The 2938-nt window shown below is 63.7% G+C and carries 3 protein-coding genes and 1 pseudogene; 1 reads left to right on the forward strand and 3 read right to left on the reverse strand.

What is annotated here, in order from left to right:
• Positions 1–298: pseudogene (locus D472_RS0101905) on the forward strand (class I SAM-dependent methyltransferase); the annotation flags it as partial.
• Positions 299–343: 45 nt separating this feature from the next.
• Here D472_RS0101905 and D472_RS0101910 read toward each other — a convergent pair.
• From D472_RS0101910 to D472_RS0101920, 3 genes are all read right to left on the reverse strand, one after another.
• Positions 344–1144, reverse strand: coding sequence for an alpha/beta fold hydrolase (locus D472_RS0101910; RefSeq protein WP_026117287.1), 801 nt, complete (start codon positions 1142–1144; stop codon positions 344–346).
• A 2-nt stretch (positions 1145–1146) separates the two neighbouring features.
• Entirely contained in the window at positions 1147–1977 is an 831-nt protein-coding gene (locus D472_RS0101915) for an exodeoxyribonuclease III (RefSeq protein ID WP_026117288.1), read from the reverse strand.
• Between the two features lie 30 nt (positions 1978–2007).
• Positions 2008–2938: tyrosine-type recombinase/integrase (locus tag D472_RS0101920; protein ID WP_026117289.1), on the reverse strand; the 931-nt coding region annotated here is incomplete at its 5' end.

The raw sequence follows: 2938 nt of genomic DNA on the forward strand, positions 1-2938 counted from the left end.
CAGCGTCCACGACGTCTTCCACCAACGCCACGCCCTGCCCTTCACCGAAGGCGCCGTCATCCTCAAATGGCTCACCAACAACACCACCGACTACTTCACCGCCTCCGCCGCCCGCGCACCCCACCACCACCAAGCCATCCTCGACCTCAAAACCGAACTCGACCTGCACACCCCCATCCACGACTCCACCCACAACCCCATGATCTTCTTCCGCCTACCCAAACGCCCCCGCCCCGCGGCCACCATCACCCCACCCCACCAACGCACACCCCACAACAACCCCACCCCCCACACCTGACAACAAAAAAAGGGGGCCCACACCCCCCACACAACACACCGACGACTACAACCCATCAGCCTCCAACTCCGACCGCTCCTCCTCCGCCTTCACCCGCGCCGACTCCTGCGCCCCAGGATCCACCCGCACACGCCCCTCACGCACCTCCACCACATCAGCCGCATCCGCCACAATCCGCGAAAAATTCACCGGCTGATCCAAACTCACCATATGCCCCGCCCTCGGCACATTCACCAACCGACCATCCACACACACATCAAAAAACTTCTTCTCATGAATCCGGAAATGATCACGCGCACCATTGATCAACCACACCGGACCCCCATAAGAAGACAACGAAGAAATCGCATCCAAATGCGAGATCTCATCGATCACCGCAGTAGCCGCCTCCACCGCCAACCCACCATCGAGCACCGCCTCGGCCGCACCATCACGCAACGTCAACCGATGAAACCGCTCATTGACCGCCGCACCCTTATCCGGCAACCGATCCATCAACACCGCAGGAATCCGATACACCTGCGCCAACGCCTGCGCCGGCTTGGCCGTACAACTGGCCGCCACCAAACCCGCCACCCGACCCGGCGCCGCACCCGCCGCCGCGATCGACACGAACCCACCCAGACTCAACCCCACCAACAAGGCACGACCCCCCACACCATCGATCGCACCCAACACCGCATCCACCGCACGCCCCAGCGAGAACTCCTCACCCCGCCGCGACCCATGCCCCGGCAGATCCGGAGCCACCACCCGGCGCCCCTCAGAACGCAACAACTCCAACTGCGGCCGCCACATACTCGACGACAACCGCAACCCGTGCACCAAAACGATCGGCACACCCATCCTCACACCCCCTGACCTTCCACCCGATAACGCACCGTCACCGGAGCATGATCCGACCAACGCTTCGCATGTGAGGAATAACGCTCCACCCCACCCTCCACCGCACGAGCAGCCAAACCCGGCGTGGCCACCTGATAATCGATCCGCCACCCCGTGTCGTTATCGAACGCCCGCCCCCGATACGACCACCACGAATACGGACCCTCCTGCCCCGGATACAACGAACGCACCACATCCACATACCCGGCCTCATCGAACACACGCGACAACCACGCACGCTCCTCAGGCAAAAAACCCGAATTCTTCTTATTACCCCGCCAATTCTTCAAATCCGCCTCCGTGTGCGCAATATTCCAATCCCCACACACCACCAACTCACGCCCCTGCGACTCCACCTCCGCACGCCGCTTCACCAAAAAGGGAAGAAACATCTCCATAAAACGCTCCTTCTCCTCCTGACGCGGCGTCCCCACCTCACCCGAAGGCAAATACAAACTCGCCACCGACACCGAACCCCAATCGGCCTCCACATACCGGCCCGCATCCTCGAACTCGGTACCCGGAAAACCCACCCGCACCGCATCAGGCTCCGAGCGCGCATACAACGCCACCCCCGCACGCCCCTTGGCCGCCGCCGGACACAGCACCACATGCCACCCCGCTGGCGAAATCACCTCAGTCGGCAACTGATCCGCCTCAGCACGCGTCTCCTGCACACACACCACATCCGCCTCCGTGCCCGCCAACCACGACACGAACCCCGGATCCTTCTTGGCCGCAGCACGCAACCCGTTCACATTGACACTGGAAACAACAAAACTCGACTCGTTCACGACCAACAGAGTAGCCACCACCCCAACCCCTCACACCCCCTCCTCAGCCAACCTCCGCAACACCCCATACGTACGATTGGCCCCCGCGGCCTCCCGCTGAGCCCTGGCCGTCACCTCGATATAGGCCTGCGACGACGTCACCGACGAATGCCCCAACAAATGCATGATCTCGGTGACCGACGCCCCATCCTCGGCCAACCGCGTCGCGAACGTATGACGCAACGCATGCACCAACGTCCCCCGCGCCACCCGATCATGCACACCCGCGTGCTTATAACACTGCTTCACCAAATACTGCAGACCACCCCGCCGCAACCCCTGACCCCGGTTATCCACCAACAACGGATCCGACCCCCGCACCGGCACCCCGAACCGCTCCCGACGCGAAACCAAATACCCCTCCAACAACACCTCCAACGGCACCTCGATGGGCAACACCCGCTCACCACCACCCTTGCCCACCACCCGAACACGCCGCTCACCAGGACGCCCACCCAACGACTCCACCCGAAGCGACAACATCTCCGCCGACCGCATCCCCGTCAACAACGCCAACGCCAACACCGCCAGATCCCGCTCCGGCCACGGATCCCGAGCCCGACGCGCCCCCCGCGCCAACGCCTCCAACAACCGCTCCGGAGTGTCCTCACCCATCAACGGCTTGGGGGAGGAGGGCCGCACCCTGGGCCTGGGCACCGCCGACATCGGATTACCCGCCACCACCTGCTCGGCCACCCAGAACGAAAAAAACCCATTCCACGTCGACCAGGCCCGCAACACACTCGAAGCCGCCCGCTCACCCGCGTACTCGGCGAACGCCTCCCGCAACACCTGCGCCGTCAAATCCGCCAACACCACCTGATCGGGCCCACACCCCAGCGCCCGCCCCGCACACACCAACACCCCCACCAGATCCCGCCGATAAGCCGCCACCGTGTGCGGCGAAGGCTTGGCGGGCCGC

The sequence above is a fragment of the Nocardiopsis alkaliphila YIM 80379 genome (genome assembly GCF_000341005.1).
GTDB classification, from domain to species: domain Bacteria; phylum Actinomycetota; class Actinomycetes; order Streptosporangiales; family Streptosporangiaceae; genus Nocardiopsis; species Nocardiopsis alkaliphila.